Annotated in this window: 22 protein-coding genes and 1 pseudogene; 9 read left to right on the top strand and 14 right to left on the bottom strand. The window is 68.3% G+C overall.

The annotated features are described in order from the left end of the window. Nucleotides 1–35: 35 nt before the first annotated feature. The 6 genes from pgl to tkt all read right to left on the bottom strand — a co-directional run bounded on the left by pgl (nucleotide 36) and on the right by tkt (nucleotide 8292). Complete coding sequence (gene pgl, locus AC1DF4_RS08415; protein ID WP_476912439.1) at nucleotides 36–842, bottom strand: 6-phosphogluconolactonase; 807 nt, start codon at nucleotides 840–842, stop codon at nucleotides 36–38. Continuing rightward, entirely contained in the window at nucleotides 832–1773 is a 942-nt protein-coding gene (locus AC1DF4_RS08410) for a glucose-6-phosphate dehydrogenase assembly protein OpcA (RefSeq protein ID WP_476912438.1), read from the bottom strand. The genes pgl and AC1DF4_RS08410 overlap by 11 nt, the downstream gene beginning before the upstream one ends. Continuing rightward, nucleotides 1770–3332, bottom strand: coding sequence for a glucose-6-phosphate dehydrogenase (gene zwf, locus AC1DF4_RS08405; RefSeq protein ID WP_476912437.1), 1563 nt, complete (start codon nucleotides 3330–3332; stop codon nucleotides 1770–1772). The genes AC1DF4_RS08410 and zwf overlap by 4 nt, the downstream gene beginning before the upstream one ends. A gap of 21 nt (nucleotides 3333–3353) precedes the next feature. Beyond that, entirely contained in the window at nucleotides 3354–4982 is a 1629-nt protein-coding gene (locus AC1DF4_RS08400) for a glucose-6-phosphate isomerase (protein ID WP_476912436.1), read from the bottom strand. A gap of 5 nt (nucleotides 4983–4987) precedes the next feature. Further along, complete coding sequence (tal, locus tag AC1DF4_RS08395; protein ID WP_476912435.1) at nucleotides 4988–6106, bottom strand: transaldolase; 1119 nt, start codon at nucleotides 6104–6106, stop codon at nucleotides 4988–4990. 68 nt (nucleotides 6107–6174) lie between these two features. After that, nucleotides 6175–8292 (bottom strand): transketolase, encoded by a 2118-nt coding sequence (gene tkt / locus AC1DF4_RS08390; RefSeq protein WP_476912533.1) that lies wholly within the window; start codon nucleotides 8290–8292, stop codon nucleotides 6175–6177. 507 nt (nucleotides 8293–8799) lie between these two features. On the opposite strand from tkt, the gene AC1DF4_RS08385 reads away from it, so the two are divergent. Next, complete coding sequence (locus tag AC1DF4_RS08385; RefSeq protein WP_476912434.1) at nucleotides 8800–9762, top strand: heme o synthase; 963 nt, start codon at nucleotides 8800–8802, stop codon at nucleotides 9760–9762. Between the two features lie 99 nt (nucleotides 9763–9861). Here the strand turns inward: AC1DF4_RS08385 and AC1DF4_RS08380 are convergent, their stop codons facing one another. From AC1DF4_RS08380 to AC1DF4_RS08370, 3 genes are all read right to left on the bottom strand, one after another. After that, on the bottom strand, nucleotides 9862–10806 hold the full coding sequence (locus AC1DF4_RS08380; protein ID WP_476912433.1) for a COX15/CtaA family protein: 945 nt from the start codon (nucleotides 10804–10806) through the stop codon (nucleotides 9862–9864). Between the two features lie 7 nt (nucleotides 10807–10813). Further along, the gene (locus AC1DF4_RS08375; protein WP_476912532.1) at nucleotides 10814–11524 is read right to left on the bottom strand and encodes an ABC transporter permease; all 711 of its coding nucleotides are present in this window, start codon (nucleotides 11522–11524) and stop codon (nucleotides 10814–10816) included. A 95-nt stretch (nucleotides 11525–11619) separates the two neighbouring features. Next, entirely contained in the window at nucleotides 11620–12588 is a 969-nt protein-coding gene (locus AC1DF4_RS08370; RefSeq protein WP_476912432.1) for an ABC transporter ATP-binding protein, read from the bottom strand. A 117-nt stretch (nucleotides 12589–12705) separates the two neighbouring features. On the opposite strand from AC1DF4_RS08370, the gene AC1DF4_RS08365 reads away from it, so the two are divergent. The 6 genes from AC1DF4_RS08365 (at nucleotide 12706) to AC1DF4_RS08340 (ending at nucleotide 17951) form a co-directional block, all read left to right on the top strand. Next, nucleotides 12706–13578 carry a helix-turn-helix transcriptional regulator gene (locus tag AC1DF4_RS08365; RefSeq protein ID WP_476912431.1) on the top strand — a complete coding sequence of 291 codons (873 nt, stop codon included), beginning with the start codon at nucleotides 12706–12708 and terminating at the stop codon, nucleotides 13576–13578. Further along, on the top strand, nucleotides 13578–15041 hold the full coding sequence (sufB, locus tag AC1DF4_RS08360; RefSeq protein ID WP_476912430.1) for a Fe-S cluster assembly protein SufB: 1464 nt from the start codon (nucleotides 13578–13580) through the stop codon (nucleotides 15039–15041). Before AC1DF4_RS08365 ends, sufB begins: the two co-directional genes overlap by 1 nt. Further along, nucleotides 15041–16327 (top strand): Fe-S cluster assembly protein SufD, encoded by a 1287-nt coding sequence (gene sufD, locus AC1DF4_RS08355; protein WP_476912429.1) that lies wholly within the window; start codon nucleotides 15041–15043, stop codon nucleotides 16325–16327. Before sufB ends, sufD begins: the two co-directional genes overlap by 1 nt. A 31-nt stretch (nucleotides 16328–16358) precedes the next feature. Then, entirely contained in the window at nucleotides 16359–16718 is a 360-nt protein-coding gene (locus AC1DF4_RS08350; RefSeq protein WP_346925524.1) for a non-heme iron oxygenase ferredoxin subunit, read from the top strand. An 89-nt stretch (nucleotides 16719–16807) separates the two neighbouring features. After that, entirely contained in the window at nucleotides 16808–17605 is a 798-nt protein-coding gene (sufC, locus tag AC1DF4_RS08345; protein ID WP_056434015.1) for a Fe-S cluster assembly ATPase SufC, read from the top strand. Nucleotides 17606–17618: 13 nt separating this feature from the next. After that, nucleotides 17619–17951, top strand: a complete 333-nt coding sequence (locus AC1DF4_RS08340) for a metal-sulfur cluster assembly factor (RefSeq protein WP_441404053.1) — start codon at nucleotides 17619–17621, stop codon at nucleotides 17949–17951. A gap of 131 nt (nucleotides 17952–18082) precedes the next feature. Here the strand turns inward: AC1DF4_RS08340 and ypfJ are convergent, their stop codons facing one another. Then, complete coding sequence (ypfJ, locus tag AC1DF4_RS08335) at nucleotides 18083–18970, bottom strand: KPN_02809 family neutral zinc metallopeptidase (RefSeq protein ID WP_476912428.1); 888 nt, start codon at nucleotides 18968–18970, stop codon at nucleotides 18083–18085. Between the two features lie 58 nt (nucleotides 18971–19028). Between ypfJ and AC1DF4_RS08330 the strand changes: the two genes are divergently transcribed. Further along, the gene (locus AC1DF4_RS08330) at nucleotides 19029–20441 is read left to right on the top strand and encodes an AMP-binding protein (RefSeq protein WP_476912427.1); all 1413 of its coding nucleotides are present in this window, start codon (nucleotides 19029–19031) and stop codon (nucleotides 20439–20441) included. Continuing rightward, a complete protein-coding gene (locus AC1DF4_RS08325) occupies nucleotides 20434–21651 on the top strand; it encodes a thiolase family protein (RefSeq protein WP_476912426.1) in 1218 nt (405 codons plus the stop codon). Before AC1DF4_RS08330 ends, AC1DF4_RS08325 begins: the two co-directional genes overlap by 8 nt. 123 nt (nucleotides 21652–21774) lie before the next feature. On the opposite strand, the gene AC1DF4_RS08320 is transcribed toward AC1DF4_RS08325, so the two are convergent. The 4 genes and pseudogenes from AC1DF4_RS08320 to AC1DF4_RS08305 all read right to left on the bottom strand — a co-directional run bounded on the left by AC1DF4_RS08320 (nucleotide 21775) and on the right by AC1DF4_RS08305 (nucleotide 23887). Continuing rightward, a complete protein-coding gene (locus AC1DF4_RS08320; RefSeq protein WP_476912425.1) occupies nucleotides 21775–22446 on the bottom strand; it encodes an energy-coupling factor transporter transmembrane component T family protein in 672 nt (223 codons plus the stop codon). Continuing rightward, nucleotides 22443–22751, bottom strand: coding sequence for an AAA family ATPase (locus AC1DF4_RS08315; RefSeq protein ID WP_476912531.1), 309 nt, complete (start codon nucleotides 22749–22751; stop codon nucleotides 22443–22445). Before AC1DF4_RS08315 ends, AC1DF4_RS08320 begins: the two co-directional genes overlap by 4 nt. Then, nucleotides 22752–23093: pseudogene (locus AC1DF4_RS08310) on the bottom strand (ATP-binding cassette domain-containing protein); the annotation flags it as partial. A gap of 98 nt (nucleotides 23094–23191) precedes the next feature. After that, a complete protein-coding gene (locus AC1DF4_RS08305) occupies nucleotides 23192–23887 on the bottom strand; it encodes a biotin transporter BioY (RefSeq protein ID WP_476912424.1) in 696 nt (231 codons plus the stop codon). Between the last annotated feature and the right edge of the window lie 204 nt (nucleotides 23888–24091).

Raw genomic sequence — 24091 nt, 5'->3', positions numbered from 1 at the left:
CACAGAGGGATAGCACAGAGGGATAGCGCGGGCAGCTAGCCCTTCCGGACCAGCTGTTCCGGCACCCGGGAAGCGGCGTTTTCGTCGATCAGCCAGAGCGTCTCGTTCCGTCCCCGCGGACCTGCTGCCGGCACCTGCACCGGGTTTGCCCCCGCGAGGGCCAGCCCGACGGCGCCCGCCTTGTCCTCGCCGGCCACCACCATCCAGATTTCCTCCGCCGTGTTGATGGCAGGCAGCGTCAGGGAAACCCGCAGCGGCGGCGGTTTGGGTGAGTTGCGGACCCCCACCACGGACAACTCCTTCTCCCGGATGCCGGCCTGCTCCGGGAAGAGGGACGCGACGTGCGCGTCCGGGCCCACGCCGAGCAGGACGATGTCGAAGCGGGGGAGGGCGGCCGGGTGCTCCGGCCGGTCATCAGACATGTCCGCGGCGTGCTCCGCGGCAGCCGCGTCGCTGAGCCGGCGGGCGTAGTCCGCGGCTGCCTCCTCCGGCGTGTCGAAATCCTCGGCGGAGCCGGGCACATGGATCCGCGCAGGGTCGGCGGCGATGAGATCGAGCAGCGCCTCGTGGGCCTGCCGGGCGTTGCGTTCCGGGTCGGTGGCTGAAACGAAGCGCTCGTCACCCCACCAGAAGTTGACCTTGGACCAGTCGACCGCGGGCGCCGCCGGCGACTCGGCCACGGCCCTGAGCGAGCCGATCCCCATCGACCCGCCGGTAAGCACCACTGTCGCCTCGCCGTGTTTGTCCTGGATGTCCACCAGCTTGGTGATCAGGCGGGCCGCGATGGCAGCCATGAGGACGGTCGAGTCGGGATGGATGCTTACTCTGGGGTCAGCGCTCACTGGGACGGACACTCCTTAGGTTGGTACGTGGCAGTCCAATAGTAATCACTTCGCCGAACACTTCGTCCGGATCGAGGCGGCGCAGTTCCTCGGCGAGGCAGTCCTTCAGGCTGCGGCGCGGCAGGGAGATGCGCTGGGCGGGCTGGCCGGGCTGCGTCAGTTCGGCCACGGTGAGGCCTGGCCGGAACAGTTGGATGTCGCCGCCGGTGCGGGTGAGCCGCACGCGCCGGATTCCGGTGCCGGCGGGGTCCGCGACGATCGTGACAGGTGCGTCCAGGGCGAGGGTGAGCCACGCGGCCAGCAGGATGGTGCTGGGGGAATCCGAGGCGCCTTCGACGGCGACGGCCGTGACCGGCGAGCCGTCCACCTGGTCCAGGGCCGCGGCCAGCTGGATCCGCCAGTTGGTCAGGCGGGTCCAGGCAAGGTCCGTGTCTCCGGCCTTGTACGTGCGGCGGATGGTCTCCAGCGCCCGTTGCGGATCGGTCTCGTTGGCCGAGTCCGTGATGCGGCGGTGCGCGATCCGTCCAATCGACGTCTCGCAGGCGTTCTTCGGCGCGCCGTGTGGCCACCACGCCACGATCGGCGCATCCGGCAGCAACAGGGCCGCGACGAGCGATTCACTTTCCTCCGCGAGTTCGCCGTAGCCGCGTAGCAGGATGACCTCGGAGGCTCCGGCGTCGCCGCCTACGCGGATCTGCGCGTCGAGCCGGGTCGGGGCAGCGGCCCCGGCGTCTGCGAGGACGATGATCCGGCAGGGATGCTCACGGCTGGCCTCGTTGGCGGCCTCGATGGCTTCCTCTTCCAGACCGGACTTGGTGACGACCACGAGGGTCAGCACCCGGCCCAGGGCGATCACGCCGCCCTGCTCGCGCAGGGCCATAATCTTCTTGGAAATCTTGGAGGTGGTGGTGTCGGGAAGATCTACGATCATGGCCTTCTCCAGGTTCGTCCGTCACGGGCAAGCAACTCGTCGGCGGAGGCAGGTCCCCAGCTTCCGGGCGCGTAGGGTTCGGGCTGCTCGTCCAGGGACGCCCAGTAGTCCTCGAACGGATCGAGGATCTTCCAGGACAGCTCCACTTCCGCGTGCCGCGGGAACAGTGGCGGCTCGCCAAGGAGCACATCGAGGATGAGCCGTTCGTAGGCCTCGGGGCTGGACTCCGTGAACGAGTGTCCGTAGCCGAAGTCCATGGTCACGTCGCGGACTTCCATCTGCGTGCCGGGAACCTTGGACCCGAAGCGGATGGTGGCACCCTCGTCGGGCTGGACCCGGATCACCACGGCGTTCTGGCCGAAGTCGTCCTCGCCGTGGTCCGTGAAGAGCAGGTTGGGGGCGCGTTTGAGCACGACGGCGATCTCGGTCACCCGGCGGCCCAGCCGCTTGCCGGCGCGCAGGTAGAACGGAACGCCGCTCCAGCGGCGGGTGTTGATGTCCACGCGGATCGCGGCGAAAGTCTCTGTCTTGGAATTTGCAGGGATGCCGTCCTCTTCGAGGTAGCCCACCACTTGCTCGCCGCCCTGCCAGCCGCCGGTGAACTGCCCGCGGGCCGAGTGTGTGGAGAGGTCGTCGGGGAGCCGGACGGCAGCGAGGACCTTTTCCTTTTCGGCGCGCAGGTCATCGGCGTTGAAGGAAATCGGTTCTTCCATTGCGGTCAGCGCCAGGAGCTGCAGCAGGTGGTTCTGGATGACGTCGCGGGCCGCGCCGACGCCGTCGTAATACCCTGCCCGGCCGCCGGTGCCGATGTCCTCGGCCATGGTGATCTGGACGTGGTCCACGTAGTTGGCGTTCCACAGAGGCTCGAACAGCTGGTTCGCGAAGCGCAGCGCCAGGATGTTCTGCACCGTCTCCTTGCCCAGGTAATGGTCGATCCGGAAGACCGCGTCCTGCGGGAAAACCGACTCGACGATGTCGTTGAGCTGGCGCGCCGACTCAAGATTGTGGCCGAACGGCTTTTCAATCACCACACGCCGCCACTTGTCGCCCTCAGCCTGGGCCAGGCCGTGCTTGGACAGCTGCCTGCAGACCAGCTCGAACGCGTTTGGCGGGATGGAGAGGTAGAACGCATGGTTGCCGCGCGTTCCCCGCTGCTCGTCGAGTTCGTCGATGGTTTCACTGAGCCGCTTGAAGGCGTCGTCGTCGTCGAACTCACCCTGCACGAAGCGGATGCCCTCGGAGAGCTGCTTCCACACCGTTTCATCAAACGGGGTACGGGCGTAGGCCTTGACGGCTTCCTTGACCTCGGCCGCGAAGTCCTCGTTCTCCCAGTTCCGCCGGGCAAAGCCCACCAGGGCAAAGCTCGGCGGCAACAGCCCGCGGTTGGCCAGGTCGTACACGGCCGGCATGAGTTTCTTGCGCGCGAGGTCCCCCGTGACCCCGAACAGGACCAGGGATGACGGTCCCGCAATACGGTTCAGGCGCCGGTCCCGCGGGTCCCGGAGCGGATTGCGCCCCCGACCCGCGGACGTGCGGCCGCCGTTGAGTTTTTCTGGCATGGTTACGTTGGTGCCTTAGCTTTAGGTGGAGGGGACTGCCTGGCCGGCCAGCGTGGAGACGAGGTCCTGCAGCTGGCGGACGCCGGCTGCGCGGTCCGTGAGGTGCAGGCGGAGAACCGGACGGCCGTGGTCGGAAAGTACCTGCGCGTCGCCTGCGGCCTGCGCCGAGATCAGCTCGCCGAAGCTGAAAGGACGGTCCGGGATGGCAAGGTCGGTGGCGGACGCGGCCGTCACCTGCAGGAAGACGCCGATTGCGGGTCCGCCCTTGTGGAACTGTCCGGTGGAGTGCAGGAAGCGCGGACCCCAGCCGAACGTCACCGGGCGGCCGCTGACGGCGGCCAGTTGGTCCCGCACACCCTCCAGGGGGGCGTAGGCGAGCCGGTCGAAGTAGGCCTGGACGCTCAAGTAGCTGTCCGGGCCGAGCTCCACCAGCAGGGCGGTGACTGCCCCGGCGGCGGTGTCCGCGCCGCCGAGCCAGTCCCCGCCGCGGACCTCGATGGCGCCGTCGGTGAAGGCTGCCGGCGTCGGCTCCGGCTGTGCGTCCAGCAGTCCGCGGGCGGCCACCTTGGCGGCTTCGACGTCGGGCTGGTCGTACGGGTTGATGCCGAGCAGGCGGCCTGCCACGGCGGTCGCGAACTCCCACGTCATCATCTGCGTGGGCAGGCCGCCGGCGATGGCGACCTCGTTTTCGCCGAGTTCGACGTCGGCGTCCGCGGCGACGAGGCGGACCACCAGGACGTCGGCTGCGCCGAGGGCGGCCTCCGGCGACGCGGGTCCGGCAACGACCGGCAGCACGCCGGTGCCGAGCTTGCCGGTGGATTCGGCGATGAGCTGTTCTGCCCAGTCGGCGAAGCCCTTGATGCCGGAGCCGTCCTCTGCGATGACAATCTTGTTGCGCAGCGGGTTGGTGCCGCCCAGCGCCGCGCCGAGGGCGAGGCCAATGTTTTCCTCGCCGTCCTCGTTGAGGACCTCGGCTGCCTCCTCCGCTTCGTCCAGGAAGGCCTGGATGTCCACGCCGGCCAGGCCGCACGGCACGATCCCGAACGCGGTAAGCGCCGAAAAACGTCCGCCGACGTTCGGATCGGCGTTGAAGACGGCGCGGTAACCGGCCTCCCGGGCGGATTTGTCCAGCGGCGAGCCCGGATCGGTGACGATGATGATCCGGCTCTTCGCGTCGAGACCCGCCTCGGTGAAGGCGTGCTCGAAGATCCGGCGCTGGGAGTCCGTCTCCACGGTGGATCCGGACTTGGAGGACACCACAATCGCGGTTTCGGCCAGCCGGTCCGCGAGGGCGGCGGCCACCTGTTCCGGATCTGTGCTGTCCAGCACGGTCAGCTCGACGCCGGCGGTTCCGGCGATGACCTCGGGGGCCAGCGAAGATCCGCCCATGCCGCAGAGGACAATCCGGCTGACGCCCTCGGCGCGCAGGGCGTCACGGAGTGCCAGGATGTCCGCCACGAGCGGCTGGGAGACGGTGGCCGCCTCGACCCAGCCCAGCCGGACGGAAGCCTCGGACTCGGCGTCGGGGCCCCACAGGGTGGGGTCCTTGGCGAAGATCCGGGTGGCGACCTTGTCTTCCAGCAGGGCGGGCAGGTGCTGTTCGTGGGCCAGGCGGGCAGCGCCCGTGGCGTCGTAGCTGAGAGTGGTCATGGAGACTATGCGCCCTTCCGTGCAGCGGCGAGGGCTCCCTCGACGTCGGCCAGCAGTTCCTTCCAGCTTGCCACGAACTTGTCGAGGCCTTCGGACTCGAGCACCGCGACGACCTCGTTGTAGGAGATGCCGAGGGCATCGAGGGCGTTCAGCGTGGCGTTGGCGTCGTCATAGCCGCGGGTGATCGTGTTGCCCGTGACGGTGCCGTGGTCGAACGTGGCGTCGAGGGTCTTTTCCGGCATGGTGTTCACGACGCCGGGGGCGACGAGTTCCGTGACGTAGAGGGTGTCCGGGTAGGCCGGGTCCTTGACGCCGGTGGAAGCCCACAGCGGGCGCTGGGGGAGTGCCCCGGCGTCGGCGAGCAGGGCCCAGCGCTCGGTGGAGAACAGCTCCTCGTAGACCTGGTAGGCGAGGCGGGCGTTGGCCACGCCGGCCTTGCCCTTGAGGGCGCGCGCCTCGTCGGTGCCGATCGCGTCGAGGCGCTTGTCGATTTCGGAGTCCACGCGGGAGACGAAGAAGGACGCAACAGAGTGGATCTTGGAGAGGTCGTGGCCGTTGTCCTTGGCCTGCTCCAGGCCGGACTGGAAGGCGTTGATGACGGCCCGGTAGCGTTCCAGCGAGAAGATCAGCGTGACGTTGACGCTGATGCCCTCGGCCAGGATGGCCGTGATGGCCTCGAGGCCTTCCAGGGTTGCCGGGATCTTGATGTGGACGTTGTCCTTGCCCACCTTCTTGTACAGGTGCTTGGCTTCGGCGATGGTGCCGGCGGTGTCCCAGGCGAGGCGCGGGTCAACCTCGATGGAGACCCGCCCGTCGACGCCCTTGGTGGCGGCGGCGACGGGGGCGAAGAGCTCGCAGGCGTCGGCGACGTCGGTGGTGGTGATTTCGAAGACGGTCTCCTCCACGGTGGCGCCGGCCGCGGCCTGGGCGGCGATGATGGCGTCGTAGTCGTGGCCGGTGGTGATGGCGGCGTGGAAGATGCTGGGGTTCGTGGTGACACCGACAACGTTCTTCTCTTCGATCAGCTTGCGGAGCGTTCCGGTGGCGAGGCGGCCGCGGGAAAGGTCATCGAGCCAGATGGAGACGCCGGCGTCGGAGAGCTGCTGGGTGGGGGTGGTGGTCATGGGTAACTCCTGAAGTCTGGGGCCGCCGCCGTCAGTAGGGCGGCGGCCCGGAAAGTGGGACGTCTGGGTCAGGCCGGGAGGCCCGCGAGGGAATCCTTGGCTGCGGCGGCGACAGCCTCCGCGGTGATGCCGAATTCCTGGAACAGGCGCTTGTAGTCCGCCGAGGCGCCGTAGTGCTCGAGGGAGACGGAACGGCCGGCGTCGCCGACGAATTCCCTCCAGCCCAGGGAGAGCCCGGCCTCGACGGATACCCGTGCCTTGACTGCAGCCGGGAGCACCGCTTCACGGTAGGCGGCGTCCTGCTTGTTGAACCACTCGACGCACGGCATGGAGACGACGCGGGTGGGGATGCCTTCGGCCTGAAGCGCCTCACGGGCGTGCACGGCCAGCTGGACCTCGGAACCGGTGCCGATCAGGATGACCTGGGCGTCGGCGGTCTTGCCGTCCGCCGAGGCCTCGGCCAGGACGTAGCCGCCCTTAGCGACGCCGGCGGTGGAGCCGAACGTGTCGCCGTCGGCGTCGCCGGTTCCGCGGGCATACGTGGGGATGTTCTGGCGGGTCAGCACGATGCCGGCCGGGTTCTCGTGGTTCTCGAGCATGGCCTTCCAGGCGGCCGCGACCTCGTTGGCGTCGCCGGGCCGGACAACGTCCAGGCCCGGAATCGCCCGGAGTGAGGCGAGCTGCTCCACCGGCTGGTGGGTCGGGCCGTCTTCGCCGAGGCCGATCGAGTCGTGCGTCCAGACGTACAGCGACGGGACTCCCATGAGGGCGCCGAGGCGGATCGCCGGGCGCTGGTAGTCACTGAAGATCAGGAAGGTGCCGGAGAACGCGCGGGTGCGGCCGTGCAGGCTGATGCCGTTGACGATCGACGCGGCGGCGTGCTCGCGGATGCCGAAGTGCAGCACCCGGCCGTAGGGGTTGCCCTTCCAGGCATCCGTGGAGCGGGAGACCGGGATGAACGACGGCGAACCCTCGATCGTGGTGTTGTTGGACTCGGCGAGGTCGGCCGAGCCGCCCCACAGCTCCGGCATGACCGGGCCGATCGCGTTCAGGACCTTGCCGGAGGCGGCGCGGGTGGAGACGTCCTTGCCGGACTCGAAGACCGGGAGGGCGGCGTCGAGTTCGGCCGGAAGCTTGCGGGCCTCGACGCGCTCCAGCAGGGCCGCTGCCTCGGGGTTGCCGGACTGCCAGGCCTCGAAGGCCTCCTGCCACTCGCTGCGGACGGCCGCGCCGCGGTCCACGGCCGCACGGGCGTGGGCCAGGACGTCGTCGTCGACCTGGAAGGAACGCTCCGGGTCGAAACCGAGGACCTTCTTCAGGGCGGCGACCTCCTCGGACCCGAGGGCGGAGCCGTGGATCTTGCCGGTGTTCTGCTTCTTCGGGGCCGGGTAGCCGATGATGGTGCGCAGGGACACGATGGAGGGCTTGCCGGTCTCGGCCCTGGCGGCCAGCAGGGCCGCGTGCAGTTCCTGCACGTCCTCCTTGTACTCCCCGGTGCGCGTCCAGTCGACGCGCTGGACGTGCCAGCCGTAGGCCTCGTAGCGCTTCAGGACATCCTCGGTGAAGGAGATGTCGGTGTCGTCCTCGATCGAGATGTGGTTCTCGTCGTAGATCACCACGAGGTTGCCGAGTTCCTGGTGCCCGGCGAGCGAGGACGCTTCGGAGGTGACGCCTTCCTGGAGGTCGCCGTCGGACGCGATGACCCAGACGGTGTGGTCGAACGGGCTGGTGCCTTCGGCGGCGTCGGCGTCGAACAGTCCGCGCTGGCGGCGCTGCGAGTAGGCGAAGCCGACGGCGGAGGCGAGGCCCTGGCCCAGCGGGCCGGTGGTGATCTCGACGCCCTTGGTGTGCTTGTACTCCGGGTGGCCCGGGGTCAGTGAGCCCCAGGTGCGCAGCGCCTCAAGGTCTTTCAGTTCCAGGCCGTAGCCGGAGAGGAAGAGCTGGATGTACAGCGTCAGGGAGGTGTGGCCGGGGGAGAGGACAAAACGGTCGCGTCCCAGCCAGTCGGGGTTCTTCGGGTCGTGCCGCATCAGCTTCTGGAAGAGAAGGTAGGCGGCCGGAGCCAGGCTCATCGCGGTGCCGGGGTGGCCGTTGCCGACCTTCTCGACGGCGTCGGCGGCCAGGACGCGGATGGTGTCCACGGCGCGCTGGTCCAAGCTGGTCCATGACAGTTCTTGCTCTTCCAAATGTGGCACGAAAACCGGGCCCCTCTCTGTGCTGACGGCGGGCGGTAGGGTCAGTCCCGTCCGGGGCACAGTTCGGTGCCCGCTGCGGTACGTACCAGCCGTTCACCATCGAAACGTTGATCTATCATTCAGTCGCGTGTGCACATGCACAGCTGCAGATGCTGCAGCCACCAGGGCGGCCGGATATAGCTGCGGCCCGTGCACGCTGATCTGCTGACAGCTTAGCCCCATTCCACCTGCCGGGTGCTGTATATCTCACCAATTGGACGGGATTTACGCTTATATGAATCACCTGTGTCCGCGGCGGCAGTGAGCCCGCGTTAATCTGTTCGAATCATGGCAGTGCGGCGGCGGCACTCCCGGGAGCGGCCGTCCCGTGCCTGCACGGTATGATGGTCAGTGGCTACCAACGGGGGCGAGGACACGCCTGTGCGCAGCGCGTGGACCCCCCTCGATATGCAACCCGCGTTGCGGAACCAGCCGGACTGAACAGCCAGACAGAACAGAGTGACTGCCACCGTGAGCACAACAGATACGCCGCTGACCGCTTCGCCCACCCGCGGAAGAATCGGCTTCTCCCGTAAAGCCAAGGCCTACCTGGCGCTCACGAAACCCCGCGTCATCGAACTCCTGCTGGTCAGCACCCTGCCCACCATGATCTACGCGGAGCGCGGCTTCCCGTCGATCGGCCTGATCCTGGCAACCCTCGTGGGCGGTGCGTTTGCCGCCGGCAGCGCGGGCGCGTTCAACTGCTACCTCGACCGCGACATCGACAAGCTGATGCACCGCACGGAGAACCGGCCCCTGGTCACGGGTGAGGTCACCCCGCGTGAAGCGCTGGTGTTCTCGTGGCTCCTGGGCGCGGCCGCTATCGCGATCCTCTGGTTCGGCGCCAACCCGCTCTCGGCCTGGCTTGGCCTCGGGGCGATCGTCTTCTACGTTGTCATCTACACGATGATCCTCAAGCGCCGCACGGCGCAGAACATCGTCTGGGGCGGGGCGGCCGGCTGCTTCCCCGTGCTCATTGCCTGGGCCGCCGTGACCAACACGGTGGAATGGCCCGCCATCGTGCTCTTTATGGTGATCTTCCTGTGGACCCCGCCGCACTACTGGCCGCTGTCCATGCGCTACGGCGAGGACTACCGCAACGCCAACGTGCCGATGCTTGGCGCGATCGCCGGGGCCAAGGTCGTCTCGGTGCAGGTGGTCCTGTACGCGTGGGCCATGGTGGCGTGCTCGCTGCTGCTGGTTCCGGCCGGCGGCGCAGGCTGGGTCTACACCGTCACCGCCGTGCTCGCCGGCGCGTGGTTCCTCTACGAGTCGCACGCGCTGTACAACCGGGCGCAGGCCGGCGACGTGTCCAACAAGGGCGCCATGAAGGTCTTCCACGGCTCCATCAGCTACCTGACCCTGCTCTTCATCGCCCTCGCCGTGGACCCGTTCGTCGGCTCCGCCATCATGGGCGGCTGACCAGCCAGCCACGAGGCGCCCGCGCAGACAAGACAGAAGAACCCCGGTCCAGGCGGACCGGGGTTCTTCTGCTTGAGGCCTGGCGCTACTTGTGTGTGCCTACTTGACCGGGCTGCTGCGGGCCAGGTCGGCGGCGTTCGTGGCTGCGCTCATCAGCAAGGCGGCCGCGAGCATGTGCGCCCCGACCAAGAGCGCCGGGATGCCGTTGTAGTACTGGGTGAACCCGATGGCGGCCTGCAGCACGGTGATGCCGAGGAGCAGCATGACGGCAGTGCGGAACGGGCCGGTGATCCGGTCGCGGAGGACGAGGTACAGCGCGAAGAGCGTCCCTGCGGTGACGAGGTAGGCCGGGACGGCGTGGATGTGCGAGAACAGGTCCCAGTCCAGGTTGTTGCGCGGGGCATCGGCGTCGCCGGCGTGCGGGCCGGCACCGGTGACGACGACACCCAGGCACACGGCCAGGGCGGAGAACAGCGCGACGGCGGACATCAGCGGACGCGCGACGCCGGGCAGTGCGGGCAGTTGAGCCGTCCGGAATTTCCCGGTCCGCCCGTAGGCGCGGTTGACCAGCAGGGTCGCCACGACCACCAGGGCCATCGAGACGAGGAAGTGCAGCCCCACCACCCAGGGGTTCAGCTGGGTCAGCACGGTGATGCCGCCGATGATGGCCTGCGCCGGGATGCTGGCGAGCAGCCCGAGGGCAAGCAGGAAGAGGTCGCGGCGTTCCTTGCGGAGGTTCCACAGGTACACCAGCATTGCCACGGCGATGGCGGCCAGGGCGAACGTCAGGAGGCGGTTGCCGAATTCGATGATGCCGTGGATCCCCATTTCCGGCGTGTTCACCAGCGACGCGTCCGTGCAGCGCGGCCAGGTGGGGCAGCCCAGGCCCGATGCGGTGAGGCGGACGGCGCCGCCGGTCACGATCAGGATGGTCTGGCCGATCAGGGACAGCACCGCCAGCCGCTGCACCGTCTTGTCGACGGTGACGGGCAGCCAGGAGATGTTCCGGGAAGCGGTCCGGGGAGGGCGGGAGGCCGTGCTCACAGTTTTCTCAATTCCATTTGAACCAACGGGTTGCTGCGCCGCCGGCAATCGCCGTCCAGAGCAGCAGGACAAGTACGGAGACAGGGTTGACAGTGCCGGACAGGAACGCTTCCCGCATTGCCTGCCCAAGGGCGCCGGAGGGCAGGAACTGCACGATCGCCTCCAGCAGGGCAGGCAGGCGTTCGGCCGGGACCACGATCCCGCCGAGGGCACCCAGCAGGATCCACAGCAGGTTGGTGATGGCCAGGGTCGCTTCCGGCCGGACGGTGCCTGCAACCAGCAGCCCAAGCGCCGTGAAAGCCGCGGCGCCCAGCACCAGCAGGCCGAGTGCCGGGGCCCATCCCTGCGGATTCGGCTGCCAGCCCAGCAACAGGGCCACGGCCGTGACCACGAGTACCTGCAGGGACAGCACCGCGAGGACCGCGAGGATCTTCCCGGCGATCAGCCCGGTGCGGCCCAGGGGAGTGGTGGAGAGGAAGCGCAGAACCCCGTAGCGGCGGTCAAAACCGGTGGAGATGCCCTGTCCGGTGAAGGCGGTGGACATCGCACACAGCGCAAGGATCCCCGGCACGGCAACATTGATCCGGCTCGCGCCGAACCCGTCCAGCAGGGGGGTGACGGTCAGGCCCACCATGGCCAGCAGCGGAAGGACGATCGCCAGGATCAGCTGTTCGCCGTTCCGGAGCATCGTGACGGTCTCGTACCTGCCTTGCAGCATGATGCGCCGCAGCAGCGTGGCGGGCGCACCGCCAAGGGGGCGGGCCGGCGGGGCGCTGCCCGAAGGCGCGTTTCCCAGCGCGGCGCTGTCGCGGGTCATCGGATCTCCCTTCCGGAGATGTCGAGGAAGACGTCTTCCAGGCTGCGGGCCTCAAGGCTCAGCGAACGGGGCATGATTCCCCGGGCCGCCCACCACGCGGTGATCGCGGCGAGGTCGGCGGGGGTCAGCGCGCCGGTGGCGGCATAGCTTCCCGCGCGCGCTTCGGTGACGTCGACGCCGTCGGGCAGCACTCCGGTGAAATCCAGGCCGGGGTCGGCCTCGAAGAGCAGGGTGCGGACGTGCTGTTCCCCGGCCTCGGGCGGCAGGGGGTGCTGCAGGAGCTGCGCGACTGTCCCCTCGGCAACGTTGCGGCCGGCGTCGATGATGTAGACGTAATCGGCGAGGCGCTGGGCGTCATCCATAAGGTGCGTGGTCAGGACGATGCCCATGCCGCTGTTCCGCAGTTCGGAAATGAGTTCAAACACGAGTTGGCGCGACTGCGGGTCCAGGCCGGCGCTCGGCTCGTCGAGGAAAAGCACCTCAGGGTTGCCCACCAGGGCGGCCGCAAGCGCAAGCCGCTGCTTCTGCCCGCCGGAAAGCCGCCGCACGGAGGTCCGGCTGAAGGCGTCGATTCCAAGGCGGTCAACCAGCTCCCCGACCGGCCAGGGGTCCTGGTACATGCCGGCAATATGCTTGAGCAGCGGGATGGGACGGGCCGACGGCGGCAGCCCGCCGTCCTGCAGCATCACCCCGACGCGGGCCCGCAGCCCGGCCCCGGCCGTGTCCGGGTCCTCGCCCAGGAGGCTGATGCTGCCGTGGGTGCGTTTCTGGAGTCCCTGGGCGCATTCGATGGTGGTGGTCTTGCCGGCACCGTTGGCTCCCAGCAGGGCTGTCACCTGTCCGCGTTCGGCGACGAGGGAAAGCCCGCTGACCACCCGAAGCATTTTGCCGTCGAGGGTGGACAGTGGACCTACATCCTTGACTAGCCCGCTGATGGACAGGACGGGGGATTCGGGGGATCGCACCACAGCATTCTACGGGATGTAGTACGCCCCGGGCCTGGGGTGGCCGCACCCGCCGGCTGCCCGGAGGATAGCCATGCCTTACTGGATCAGGGGACTAAATTAGGACATGATTGTGTTGTGTATTCCATGACCACCCCGACTTCTGCGGCGCCTGCCGTGCACGGCCGCCCGCGCGTGGCGCCGGCGTCCCCTTCCGGGACGGCCGGGTCCCTGGCAGCACAGGCTGCAACCGCCTTTCCGGCGGCCGACGCCGAGGAACGCACCCGGGACCGCGTACTGAACGCAGTCCTGGAACATGGCCCCATCAGCGCCGCCGAACTCGGCGATCTGCTCGGCTTTACGCCGGCCGCGGTCCGCCGGCACCTCGACCACCTTTCACGCGACGGTGTGATCGAGGTCAAGCGTGCCACCCGTGCCGGTGCGGGCGCCGGGCGCCCCGCCCGCCGCTATGTGCTCAGCTCCCAGGGCCAGTCCACGCTCGGAAACGACTACCTGGACATTGCCACCCTGGCGCTGCAGCGCCTCGGCGAAATGGCAGGTCCCGAAGCCGTGCGGCAGTTCGCCGTCGAGCGTTTCGGCGACATGGAGCGCCGCTACGCACCCGAAATCGACGCGGCCGGGCCGGACATCACCGCCCGCGCGCAGGCACTCTCCGCGGCGCTCAGCCGGGACGGATTCGTCGCCTCCACGGCGTCGATCGAGGCCAAGGCACCCCTGCCGGCGGCGCTCTCCAGCGTCCAGCTGTGCCAGGGGCACTGCCCCATCCAGCAGCTGGCCGCGCAGTTCCCAGTGTTCTGCGACGTGGAGACCGACGTGTTCTCCCGGCTGGTCGGCGTCGACGTCCGCCGGCTTTCCACACTGGCGCGCGGCGGCCACGTCTGCACCACCCACATACCTACAGGCCGTCCGGCGGCACCGGGGCCCCACAGCCCCGCCGCCACGCCGGGCAGCCTGGACGAAGTATCCAACCATCTGCAAGAAAGGCCGTGATGACGGACCAACTATCAGAGAAGAAGGTTGCTGAATCCACTGTGATTTCGGAGATTCTGGAAAAGAATCCCGAGCTCCACGGAATCGGTACCTATGAGTACGGCTGGTCCGACAAGAACGATGTCGGGGCCAACGCCCGCCGCGGCATCAACGAGGACGTCGTCCGCGACATTTCGGCCAAGAAGAACGAGCCGGAGTGGATGCTGGACCTGCGCCTGAAGGGCCTGAAGTACTTCGACCGCAAGCCCATGCCCACCTGGGGTGCAGACCTCTCCGGCATCGACTTCGACAACATCAAGTACTTCGTGCGGTCCACGGAGAAGCAGGCCGCCACCTGGGAGGACCTGCCCGAGGACATCCGGAACACTTACGAAAAGCTGGGCATCCCGGAAGCCGAGCGCAGCCGCCTCGTCTCGGGCGTCGCCGCCCAGTACGAATCCGAGGTTGTGTACCACCAGATCCGCGAGGACCTGGAACAGCAGGGCGTCATCTTCCTGGACACCGACACCGCGCTGCGCGAGCACCCGGAGATCTTCCAGGAGTACTTCGGCACGATCATCCCGGTGGGCGACAACAAGTTCGCCTCGCTGAACACGGCCGTCTGGTCCGGCGGTTCCTTCGTGTACGTCCCCAAGGGCGTCCACGTCGACATCCCGCTGCAGGCCTACTTCCGCATCAACACGGAAAACATGGGCCAGTTCGAGCGCACGCTGATCATCGCCGACGAGGACTCCTACGTCCACTACATCGAAGGCTGCACCGCGCCGATCTACACCTCGGACTCGCTGCACTCCGCCGTCGTGGAGATCATCGTGAAGAAGGGCGCCCGCGTCCGCTACACGACCATCCAGAACTGGTCCACGAACGTGTACAACCTGGTCACGAAGCGCGCCATCTGCGAAGAGAACGCCACCATGGAATGGATCGATGGCAACATCGGCTCCAAGGTCACCATGAAGTACCCGGCCGTCTACCTCGTGGGCGAGGGCGCCAAAGGCGAGACCCTGTCCATCGCGTTCGCGGGCGAAGGCCAGCACCAAGACACCGGCTCCAAGATGGTCCACATCGCACCGAACACCAAGAGCTCGATCATCTCCAAGTCCGTGGCCCGCGGCGGCGGCCGTGCCGCCTACCGCGGCCTGGTCCAGGTCCGCGAAGGCGCCAAGCACTCGGCCAACACGGTCCGCTGTGACGCCCTGCTGGTGGACACCATCAGCCGCTCGGACACGTACCCGTACATCGACATCCGCGAGGATGACGTCACCATGGGACACGAGGCCACGGTCTCGCGTGTCAGCGAAGAACAGCTGTTCTACCTGATGTCCCGCGGCATGCGCGAGGACGAGGCCATGGCGATGATCGTCCGCGGCTTCATCGAGCCGATTGCCCGTGAGCTGCCGATGGAATACGCCCTCGAGCTGAACCGACTGATTGAACTGCAGATGGAAGGATCGGTCGGTTAATGACTGACATCACTACTGAAAAGGCCCGCATCGGCGCGCCGTCAGCCCAGCCGTTCATCAACGGTTTCACCGAGGAAGGCGAGAGCCTTTCACCGCTGAACGCCGCGGAGTCCAAGTCCCCGCTGGCCGGCGAGGCCGTCAAGCGGCACTCGCACGGCGGCGGCGTCGGCGTTCCGGACAGCTCGCGCGCCGGCCGCCTGACCTCCTACAAGCTGGCGGACTTCAAGCCGCTGACCGGCATGGAGGAGGACTGGCGGTTCACGCCGCTCAAGCGCCTCCGCGGCCTGCACACCGAGGTCCTCAACGGCGCCGCTCCGTCCGTGGCCGTCACCGCCCCGGACAGCGTCCGGGTCGAAACCGTCGGCCGGGACGATGCCCGCATCGGCTCCGCCGCGATCCCCGAGGACCGTGTGTCCGCGAACGCCTGGGAGAACTTCACCGAGGCCACCGTCATCACGGTTCCCGCCGAGGTCCAGGCCGAAGGGGAAGTCAGCGTCCTGCTGACCGGCCAGGGCACCGGGGCGTCCGCCCAGCACATCGTGATTGTCGCGGAGAAGTTCTCCAAGGCCGTCGTCGTCCTGGACCACCAGGGCACCGCCGTCGTCTCAGAGAACATCGAGATCCTCGTGGAGGACGGCGCGCAGCTCACCGTCATCTCGCTCCAGGAATGGAACGACGACGCCGTGCACGCCTCCTCCCAGCAGGCGAAGCTTGGCCGCGACGCCAAGTTCAAGCACATCGTGGTCAGCCTCGGCGGCGACCTCGTCCGCGTCACGCCGTCGGCCCGCTTCACCGCCCCCGGCGCCGAAGTTGAACTGTTCGGCCTGTACTTCGCCGACGCCGGCCAGCACCTGGAGCAGCGCCTCTTCGTCGACCACGCCGTCGCCAACTGCAAGTCCAACGTCCTGTACAAGGGCGCCCTGCAGGGCCGCAACGCGCACACCGTCTGGGTGGGCGACGTCCTGATCCGCAAGGAAGCAGAAGGCACCGACACGTACGAGGCCAACCGCAACCTGGTCCTCACCGACGGCGCCCGCGCCGACTCCGTGCCGAACCTGGAAATCGAGACCGGCCTGATCGCCGGCGCCGGCCACGCCAGCGCCACCGGACGCTTCGATGACCAGCACCTGTTCTACCTGATGGCCCGCGGCATTCCTGAAGAGGTGGCCCGCCGGCTGGTGGTCCGCGGCTTCCTGAACGAGATCATCCAGAAGATCAACGTTCCGGGGATCGAGGAGCGCCTCACGGACGCCGTCGAACGCGAACTCGCGGCAACGAACCACTAGTGCGAAGCACTAGAGAACACGGAAAACATCAATGACTGAACAGCCAAGAGGCGAGCTCGTCTGCAACGCCAGTGAGATCCAACTCAAGCAGGCGCTGCGGATCCTGGTCGACGACTACCCTGTCGCGATCGTCAAGGACTCGATGGGCGAAATCCATGCCATCGGTGACACCTGCTCGCACGCCGACATCTCCCTTTCCGAGGGCGAAGTGGAAGGCTGCATGATCGAGTGCTGGGGCCACGGCTCCCAGTTCGATCTGCGCAGCGGCGAGCCGCTCCAGCTGCCTGCCTATGATCCTGTTCCCGTCTTCGCAGTGACCGTACTGGACGACGAGGTCTATGTGGACTTCACCAACGTCGTGAACGGCGCCGCGGCTCCGAACTTCAGCTAGCTGCCTGCAGCCGGCAACCCGTACAACAGAACTTATCGACAAGAAACCGCACGGTGCCGAAGGGCACGGTGCAGAGGAGAACAAGGCACATGTCTACTCTTGAGATCAAGGACCTGCACGTCAGCATTGACACCGAGCAGGGCACGAAGGAAATCCTGAAGGGCGTCAGCCTGACCATCCGGACCGGCGAGACCCACGCCATCATGGGCCCGAACGGTTCCGGCAAGTCCACCCTGGCGTCCACCATCGCCGGGCACCCGCGCTACAACGTCACCTCCGGCACCATCACGCTGGACGGCGAAGACGTCCTCGCGATGAGCGTCGACGAGCGCGCCCGCGCCGGCATGTTCCTGGCCATGCAGTACCCGGTCGAGGTTCCCGGCGTCAGCATGACCAACTTCCTGCGCACCGCCAAGACGGCCATCGACGGCGAAGCACCCAAGCTGCGCACCTGGACGAAGGACGTCAAGGCCGCCATGGCCCAGCTGCGCATCGACGCCGACTTCACCCAGCGCAACGTCAACGAGGGCTTCTCCGGCGGCGAGAAGAAGCGCGTCGAAATCCTCCAGCTGGAGCTGTTCAAGCCGAAGTTCGCCATCCTCGACGAGACCGACTCCGGACTCGACGTCGACGCACTCAAGGTTGTCTCCGAAGGCGTCAACCGCGCCCACGCCGAAGGCAACATGGGCACCCTGCTCATCACGCACTACACCCGGATCCTGCGCTACATCAAGCCGGACTTCGTGCACGTGTTCGTTGACGGCCAGGTTGTCGAAGAGGGCGGCCCGGAACTTGCCGACCGCCTCGAAGAAGAAGGCTACGACCGCTACGCCACCGGCGCCGGGGCAGCCACCATCGCTGCCGCTGATGCTGCAGCCCAGGCCTAGTTAGGACTTCACAATGACCGAACTCAATGTGGCCCGAACGGGCCTCGAGGATGTCGAAGAGGCACTCAAGGATGTGATCGACCCTGAACTGGGTGTGAACATCGTTGACCTCGGCCTGCTGTACGGCCTCAAGTACTCAGACGACGACGGCGCCCTGCTGATCGACATGACGCTCACCACGGCCGCCTGCCCGCTCACCGACGTGATCGAGGAGCAGGTCGGCAAAGCCCTGGACGGGGTCGTCGACGACTGGCGCCTCAACTGGGTGTGGATGCCGCCGTGGGGTCCGGAACGGATCACCGAGGACGGCCGCGACCAGATGCGCGCCCTCGGCTTCAACATCTAGGACACCCCAACGACGACGGCGGGTCCACCTTTCTGAGGTGGGCCCGCCGTCGTCGTTCTATCGGTTGCTCCGCAACCGCCCTTCTGGCAGCCCATAACGGCTGTTACGGAGCAGCCGACGGCGCTACAGGGTCACGGGGAAGCGACGGCGAACGTGTCGCACTGGTTGATGTCGCCGGTCGAGTAGCCCTGGTAGAACCATTTCTGCCGCTGGGCGCTGGAGCCGTGAGTCCAGGCCTCAGGGGAGACCCTGCCCGTTGCGGCCTGCTGGATCCGGTCGTCACCGACGGCGGAGGCGGCGGAGAGGGCATCCTGCAGATCCCGCTCCTTCAGCGGCTCCAGGAATGGCAGCCCGGTCTTGGGGTCCTGCTGGGTCGTGGCGTAGCGGACCCAGAGGCCGGCGTAGCAGTCAGCCTGCAGCTCCACCCGGACAGCCCCGGATTCCGGTCCCTGCGGGTCCTGCTGGGCCCGGTCCAGGTTCCCCAGCACGTTCTGGATGTGGTGGCCGAATTCGTGCGCCACCACGTATTCCTGCGCGAGGGGTCCGCCGGAGGAGCCGAAGCGGTCCACGAGTTCCTGGAAGAAGCCCGGGTCGAAGTACGCGGTGGAGTCGGCGGGGCAGTAGAACGGGCCCACTTCCGACGTCGCTGAGCCGCAGCCGGTGTTGGTGGCCACGTCGAAGATCACCGTTTCCGGCTGCGGATACTGCCTGTTGTATTGGGCCAGGTAGGCGGGCCAGAAGGCGTTCAGGCTGTTGACCGTTCCGGTGATGCGGCAGTCGAGCCGGGCATCGGCGTCGGCGCCGGTCGTGCAGGCCGGGGCGGTGCCCTGGCTCTGCGATCCGGGATCCTGCGTGCCGGCGCCCAGGCCTTCCAGCAGGCTCGGATTGATGCCGAGCAGCGCCGCGATCAGCAGGATGATGCCGCCGCCGATCCCGCCCCCGACTTTGACGCCGCGGCCCATGCCGCGACGGTCCTGGACCTGCGAGGGATCCAGTTGAACATTGTCGTTGAAACTCATGCTGTCACAATATCGCGTGCCGGCTTCCGGACGGCCCGCGGCCGGTAAAGTTGGTCTGATGCCTTTCCTCGACAGACTTCAGCGCTGGGCCGATGACCGCCCCGACGGGACTGCCGTCGTCGTGGCCGGGCAACGCCTGAGCTGGGAAGAGTTGCGCGACACGGCCGCCGGGCTGGTGCCGGGCACGCCCGCTGTGACAGTGCTGTCGGAGGAGAACTCCCTCCACTTCGCCGCCGCGTTCGCAGCCGGCGTTGCAGGGGAGCGGCAGTGTGCCGTGCTGGACCCGTCGTGGCCGGCGCAGCTGCAGGACGGGATCCGTGACCGGATCCGCGGCCTGTCTATTCGATCGGGCGTGGCGGCCGCGGCGTCCGCAACGGAGCTCGTCGACGGGCCCGCGGACACTCCGTTCCTGATCGGCCTGACCTCTGGAACCACGTCCGTCCCCAAGGCCTTCAGCCGCTCTCGAATGTCCTGGCAGCTGTCCTTTGACGCGTCGGTCGAGTTTTTTGGCCTGGCCGTGGACGACAAGACCCTGGCGCCCGGGCCCCTCGCGGCCAGCCTGAACCTGTATGCCCTGGCCGAATGCCTGTACGCCGGCTCGGAGTTCCACACCCTCTCCGGGTTCGACGTCGGCGCCGCCCACGCCGCGGTCAGCCATGACGGCATCACCCGGCTGGTGCTCGTCCCCACGATGCTGCGGCTCCTCAGCGAGCGGGGACTGAGCGGAGGGGTGGACGCCTCCGGCGTCAGGAGCATCATCTGCGCCGGTTCTAAACTGGACGCCCGGACCCTCGAGGCAGCCCGCCGCTGGGCACCCAACGCGACCATCTTCGAGTACTACGGCGCCTCGGAACTCAGCTTCGTCTCCGGGGCCGGGCTCCCGCCCGGGCAGCAGCCGGAGCAGCGCGGAACCGGGATCGGGCGGCCGTTTCCCGGCGTCGAGATCCGTATCCTCGACGACCACGGAACCCAGCTGCCGGACGGCGCCGACGGCAACATCAGTGTCCGCAGCGGCATGGTCAGCAACGGGTATCTCTGGGGCGACGACGGCCAGGCCCTGCAGAGCTTCGACGGCTGGCACACGGTGGGGGACCAGGGCTACCTCGACGGCGGGACCCTCCACATGCTGGGCCGCCGATCCGACATGATCATCACCGCCGGCACCAACGTCTACCCGCACGAGGTCGAGCTGGCATTGGCGTCCGTGCCCGGCGTGGCCGCCGCCGTGGCCGCCGGCCAGGCAGACGATCTCCGCGGCCAGAAGGTCGTCGCCGGCATAGTCCCCTCCCACGGCGGCGTGACTGCCACGCAGCTGAAGGCCGGCGTCGAGGACGTGCTGGCGCGGAACAAGCGGCCCCTGGAGTACTTCACCCTGGCCGAGCTGCCCCTGACGGACCGCGGCAAGCTCAGCCGTGAACTGCTGCTCGACTGGATCGCGCGCAACGACCCACGGATCCGGCGCCTTGGCTGAGCAGCAGCGGATTCTTCCCGACGACCGGCAGCCCGTCATCATCGCGGCCCGGCGCACCCCGGTCTGCCGCGCCAACGGCGCCCTGAAGACCTGGCACGCCCATGAACTGCTCGCCCCCGTGCTCCGCAGGCTGCTGGCCGACGCCGGAGTCGCTCCGGAATCGGTGGCGGACGTGGTGATCGGCAACGCCGTGGGCGGCGGCGGAAACGTGGCCCGGCTCGCGGCCCTCGAAGCCGGGCTGCCGGTCAGCGTCCCCGGTGTCACGGTGGACCGGCAGTGCGGCTCCGGACTCGACGCGATCGTGCTGGCCGCCCGGCTCGTGGCCGCCGGCGGCAGTGGCCTGTACTTGGCCGGAGGGGTGGAAAGCATCAGCACGGCACCGCTGCGCGCCCGCCGGAGTGCCCAGGGCGACCCCGAGTTCTTTTCACGGGCGCAGTTCGCCCCCAAGGGCCTCGGCGATCCGGACATGGGAGTGGCCGCAGAGAATGTGGCCGCTCATTTCGGCATCAGCCGGGAGCGGCAGGATGAGCTGGCGTTGCGCAGCCACCGGCGTGCCCTGGCGTCCGCCGCCGCCGGGTTGTTCGACGCCGAGATCGTTCAGCTCCCCGGTGTTCCCGGACCGGACGGCGCTGTTGGCACCGGAGGCGGCACGGTGTCAGCCGACGACGGACCGCGCCCGGGGTTGACCGCAGCTGTGCTGGCCCGGTTCCCTCCGGTGTTCGCCGAGGGCGGCACCGTCACCGCAGGGAACTCCTGCTTCGACGCGGACGGGGCCGCCGGCGCCGTGATCACCTCGGTGCAGCGGGCCCGCGAACTGGGGGCCACGGACGGATTCCTGGTACGCGGCACGGACACGGCGGGAGTGGACCCGCGGCTGCTGGGCATCGGGGCGGCCGAGGCCGCCGAACGTCTGCTGGAGCGGTGTGGCGTCACGGCCGCCGGGGTGGGGCTGGTCGAGTTCAACGAGGCGTTCGCATCCCAGACCCTGGCGTGCCTGGACCGGCTCGGCATCGCGCCGGAACGGGCCAACCTCGACGGCGGCGCCCTGGCCTTGGGCCACGCTTACGGGGCATCCGGTGCGGTGCTGGTGACCCGGCTGCTGGCGCAGGCCCGCCGCAACCCGGTCGAGGGGCAACTGGCGCTGGCGATGATCAGCATCGCCGGGGGCATGGGAACCGCCGCGCTGCTGGACTACCGGAGCATTTCCTAGCTGCTGCGTGCGGCTTCCGCGGGCACCGGGGGACATGCCCGGCCCTCGGCCCGGCCAGTGGACATACTGGGATTATGTACACTTGCCGCGCATTGGGGAGCGCATGCTCAGCGGTGTGTCGCGCTAGGGGAGGGCATGTCCCGCTGCGGGGGTGGCAGGCGGCGCATGTTCCTCGGTCTCGTGCTCGCCCAGGCCGCGGGCCGCGAGGGCGTCGCCGGTCTGCCGGGCGAAGGCCACCGTGGTGATAAAGACCGGGAGAATCAGCGCCCGGGGGTTGCGCTCCAGGCCGCGGGCCCGGGCGGAATCGCGGACATCGCTGTACGCGCCCGCGATGAACGGGATGCTGCGCAGCATGATCGCGATCGTCAGGGCGAACCGCTCCGGATCCGCACCGAAGCGCCGGAACGGCGTAGCCAGGGAAGCCACACCGTCCAGCAGCCGCTGCACCGGAGTGGTGGCGGTGAGGATCGACGCCGCCACGATGCAGACCAGCACGTTGAGCACAATCCGCGCCGCCGTGGGCCCGCCGAGCTGCCACCACTGGAACAGGCCGATGGCAGCGAGGACGGGCAGCACGGGCCGGACCGCCCGGAACAGCCGGGACAAGCCTGCCCCGCTGAGCAGGAACAGGGCGCACATCAGCACCAGGACCCCGGCCGCTACGGCCAAGTCCACAATCAGGAACGACGCCATGCCGCAGCCGAGGACCAGCAGGAACTTCAGCCACAGCGGCGCGCGGTGCAGCAGGGAGTTCCCCGGCACGTAGTTGGCGAACAGGAATCCGTGCCCGCTCACCGCTGCTCCTGGCGCGGCTTTTCCAGCCCTCCGCCGGGGGCCGCGGGAACCGCCGCACAGAGCTCGCGGTAGTGCGCGACGGCGGCGGCCGGGCCGCCGTCGAACACCACCGCCCCGACGTCGACAACGAGGACCCGGTCCAGGTCCAGCGCCAGTTCCACGTCGTGCGTGGAGAGGATGACCTGCTGGCTGAGCCCTGCCAGCGTGCGCCGGAGCAGCTCCCTGTTGCGCAGGTCCAGCAGGGTCGACGGCTCGTCGAGGACCAGCACTTCCGGGTCAACGGCGAGAACCGCCGCGAGGGCCAGCAGCTGCCGTTCCCCGCCGGAAAGCTCATAGATGCTCTGGTCGGCCAGCGGCAGCAGGCCGAAGCGGTCCAGGGTTGCCTCCGCCTGACGGCTGCGTTCGCGGGAATTGCGGACCGAACGCCGGAGTGACAGCTCGACATCCTCCCGCCCGGTCGGCATCACCAGCTGGGAGAGCGGATCGGTGAACACGAAGCCGACACGCCGTCGTACCTCCCGCACCGCGCGGACCGTATCCGAGCCGTCCACCGTGACGGTGCCGCTGCTCGGCGCCACGAGCCCGTTGAGGAGCCGCAGCAGGGTGGACTTGCCGGAACCGTTGGCGCCGATCACGCCGATCCGCTGCTCGGTGAGCCGCAGGCTCAGCTCCTCCAGCAGGATCTTGGGCGCAGGCCGGCCGTCGACGGCGACCCGTACCGCAGCCCGGTCCAGGACGATGGTGCTCACGGCCGGCTGTCCGCCTCGGCGCCGGGAGCGGCCGCGGCGGGTACGGGACGGGGAGTCCCGGCGGCCCGGACCCTGCGGATGAGCAGATCCGGGAACGCCTTGTGCAGCGCGAGGGCAATGGTCACGGCCAATGCGTTCTTGATCACATCGCCGGGGTAGAAAACCAGGTCGGCGAGGAACGCCTTGGAGAAGTCCAGCTTCGCGTTGACCATCATTCCCAGGATGCCGAGGCCGTGGATGAAGATGATGCTGCTCACCATTGCGGAGGCGAAAAGGAGGAGCGCACGGAGCTTGCCGGGACGGCCCGCAGTGCGGCGGAACACGACGACGGTCAGCCAGCCCACAGCCGTGGCCGCGAACACGAACCCGATGATGTAGCCCGCGGAGGGGCCAGCGAGGACCCCCAGTCCGCTGCGGCCGCCACTGAAGATCGGCAGCCCGGCGAGCCCGAGGAGGACGTAGAGCCCGACGGCGGCGAAAGCCCTGCCGGGGCCCAGGGCAAGGCCGGTGAGCATCACGGCGAGCGTCTGCAAGGTGATGGGGACACCGAGGCCGCCCACCGGAATGGCGGCGATCAGGGCTGATCCTGCCACCAGCGCGGCGAAGACCGCGATCAGGCCCAGGTCGGTGGCGTTCCAGCGGTTGCGGCGCAGGGCGGGGGCGGCGGCAGCGGCGCCGTCGGTCTGTGTCATGGGAGTTCCTATCGCGAGTGAATCGGGGACATGCTTCTCTGTTTCTGACTGTACGAGCATGGCGGCGCGCGTTTTTTGTAGGTGCTCCACTAACCGGCGGCCCGGTTGCTGGAGGGCAGCGCCAAAGGCTCCCGGCCGGCGTCCTTGTCATGGGGCGGAGGCCTGGCCGGTAGACTGGGAGAGGCCGTCCTCTCGGCCACACTG

This window comes from Arthrobacter sp. 05N429 (assembly GCF_056397045.1).
The sequence above is the reverse complement of the archived record's forward strand: the minus strand, read 5'-3'. Positions and strand labels throughout refer to the sequence as shown.

Coding starts and splice junctions, on each gene's coding strand:
- tal (WP_476912435.1), bottom strand. CDS start 6,106: ATGACCACCACCCCCACCCAGCAGCTCTCCGACGCCGGCGTCTCCATC.
- AC1DF4_RS08340 (WP_441404053.1), top strand. CDS start 17,619: ATGACCGAACTCAATGTGGCCCGAACGGGCCTCGAGGATGTCGAAGAG.
- AC1DF4_RS08350 (WP_346925524.1), top strand. CDS start 16,359: ATGACTGAACAGCCAAGAGGCGAGCTCGTCTGCAACGCCAGTGAGATC.
- AC1DF4_RS08330 (WP_476912427.1), top strand. CDS start 19,029: ATGCCTTTCCTCGACAGACTTCAGCGCTGGGCCGATGACCGCCCCGAC.
- sufB (WP_476912430.1), top strand. CDS start 13,578: ATGACGGACCAACTATCAGAGAAGAAGGTTGCTGAATCCACTGTGATT.
- zwf (WP_476912437.1), bottom strand. CDS start 3,332: ATGCCAGAAAAACTCAACGGCGGCCGCACGTCCGCGGGTCGGGGGCGC.
- AC1DF4_RS08410 (WP_476912438.1), bottom strand. CDS start 1,773: ATGATCGTAGATCTTCCCGACACCACCACCTCCAAGATTTCCAAGAAG.
- AC1DF4_RS08375 (WP_476912532.1), bottom strand. CDS start 11,524: ATGCTGCAAGGCAGGTACGAGACCGTCACGATGCTCCGGAACGGCGAA.
- sufD (WP_476912429.1), top strand. CDS start 15,041: ATGACTGACATCACTACTGAAAAGGCCCGCATCGGCGCGCCGTCAGCC.
- sufC (WP_056434015.1), top strand. CDS start 16,808: ATGTCTACTCTTGAGATCAAGGACCTGCACGTCAGCATTGACACCGAG.
- AC1DF4_RS08400 (WP_476912436.1), bottom strand. CDS start 4,982: ATGACCACTCTCAGCTACGACGCCACGGGCGCTGCCCGCCTGGCCCAC.
- AC1DF4_RS08305 (WP_476912424.1), bottom strand. CDS start 23,887: ATGACACAGACCGACGGCGCCGCTGCCGCCGCCCCCGCCCTGCGCCGC.
- ypfJ (WP_476912428.1), bottom strand. CDS start 18,970: ATGAGTTTCAACGACAATGTTCAACTGGATCCCTCGCAGGTCCAGGAC.